This is a genomic window from Cellulomonas massiliensis JC225 (assembly GCF_000312005.1).
Taxonomy (GTDB): domain Bacteria; phylum Actinomycetota; class Actinomycetes; order Actinomycetales; family Cellulomonadaceae; genus Cellulomonas; species Cellulomonas massiliensis.
On record NZ_HE978588.1, the window covers coordinates 1772816 to 1774525 of the forward strand.

The 1710-nt window shown below is 78.9% G+C and carries 1 protein-coding gene and 2 pseudogenes; 1 reads left to right on the top strand and 2 read right to left on the bottom strand.

Annotation, left to right across the window (positions count from 1 at the left end; genetic code table 11):
* Positions 1-183, top strand: a pseudogene (locus tag HGCM_RS20255) (2-oxo acid dehydrogenase subunit E2); the annotation flags it as partial.
* Positions 184-406: 223 nt separating this feature from the next.
* On the opposite strand, the gene HGCM_RS08470 reads toward HGCM_RS20255, so the two are convergent.
* The gene (locus HGCM_RS08470) at positions 407-1018 is read right to left on the bottom strand and encodes a hypothetical protein (RefSeq protein WP_019136418.1); all 612 of its coding nucleotides are present in this window, start codon (positions 1016-1018) and stop codon (positions 407-409) included.
* Positions 1015-1710, bottom strand: a pseudogene (locus HGCM_RS08475) (LiaF domain-containing protein); the annotation flags it as partial. The pseudogene HGCM_RS08475 and the gene HGCM_RS08470, both read right to left, overlap by 4 nt.

Below are 1710 nucleotides of genomic sequence, written 5' to 3' on the forward strand. Positions count from 1 at the left end.
TCGACGCCGCCGGCCGACCCGGGCGCGCGCCGCGTGCCCGACACGTTCCGGACCCCGGACCGTGGGCCGGACCCGGCGGCGGAGGGGCCGGCGGTCGGCGGACCCGACCCCGTCAGCGGCACGGCCCCGCGGCCGCTGGCGCAGGAGCCCGGGGGGGAGCCGAAGCCGCCCACCGTGCCCTGACCGGCACCTGGCCTGACCGGCCCCTGCCGTGACCGGCACCGTGCCGTGACCACCACTGTGCCGTCACAGCACCGGGCCGTCCGCTGCTCGGGCGGCGCAGCCGAACGGGCCGACCCCTCCGGGGGCCGGCCCGTTCGCGCGTGGTCGGGACGTCCCCCTCCGGACGTCCCGACCGGTCGACGGCCGCGTGGCGGCCGTCGGGTCGTGGTGCAGGTGCTCGGGGTCACCGCCGCGAGCGGCGTGCCCCGGACACCAGCGAGCCGACGAGGAGCGCGGTGCCCGCCGCGGCGAGCAGCACGATCGTCGCGAGCTGGAGGTCGATGGACGCGCCACCGGCCCAGGCGAGGACGCCGACGCCGATCGCCGCGAGCACCAGCCCCCAGACGACCGTCCCGACGCGCAGGGTCGGGCGGTGCTCGGCCGGCGCGGGGGCGGCCGCCTCGCCAGGCGCCGCGCCGTCGCGTCGGGCGTCCGTCGCAGCGTCGGACGCACGTGCCGCGACGGGTGCGGCGGGAGCCACGGGGGTCGACGTCCTGACGGGCGCGGTCACCGGCGCCTCGAGGGGCCGGGTGGTGCCGTCGGCGGGCAGGACGAGGGTGTCGTCCCCGTCCCGGGCGCCGTGCGTGTCCTCGGCGCCCGCCGGGCTCTCGGGGCCGGCGGCGTCCGCCGCTCCCGCCTCGTGCGGCAGGGCGGCCGTCGGGGCGTCGTCCTGCTCGTCCTGCTCGATCTGCTCGTCCGGCTCGTCCGGAGCCGTGACCGGCTCCAGCGGCTGCGTCACCTCGTCCTCGCGGGTGCGGTCGTCGTCCCCCGGCCTGCGGGGCGTGCTGGTGGTCATGAGTCCTCCCGGACGATCGTGACGTCGCCGGCACCGGCCGAGACGTCGACGTGGAGCTGGGGCGTGCGGCCGGAGCCGTCGTCGAACGAGGCCTCGCCGAGGCCGACGCCGCTGCGGGTCTCGGACGCGTCGTCCACCTGCCAGCGCACCTCGCCGGCGCCCATGCGGACGGTCGCGCTCACGGCCGCGTCCTCGGGCAGGACGACCGTCAGGCTTCCCGCCCCGATGGAGACCGGCACGTCGAGCGTGCTCGAGTCGAGCGGCACGGCGGACAGGTCGACCGTGGCGTCGCCGAGGCCGAGGTTGACGCCGTTGGCGGCGTCGGTGCGGGTCGTCAGGGTCACGCTCGACGCCTCCCAGCGGTGCACGCCCTGCGGCGTCCAGCCGGAGTGCGTCGCGACCCCGACGGGCCCGGCGGCCAGCACGCCCAGCACCGCGAGCGCGCCCAGCGAGCCGCTCGTGCGGCCGCGCAGGCCGGAGACGATGATGCCGATCCCGCTCAGCACGACGGCGATGCCGATCGTCGTGAGCAGCACGGGGCCGTCGAACCGGTCCGCCCGCTCGGCCAGCAGGAGCGCGGCGAGCGCGAGGATCGTCAGCGAGACGACGATGCCGACGGTCGCGGCACCCGGGCCGGACGGCCGGGGGCGCGGGGGCCGCGGGGGAGTGGCGACCCGCACGGGGGCAGGCGG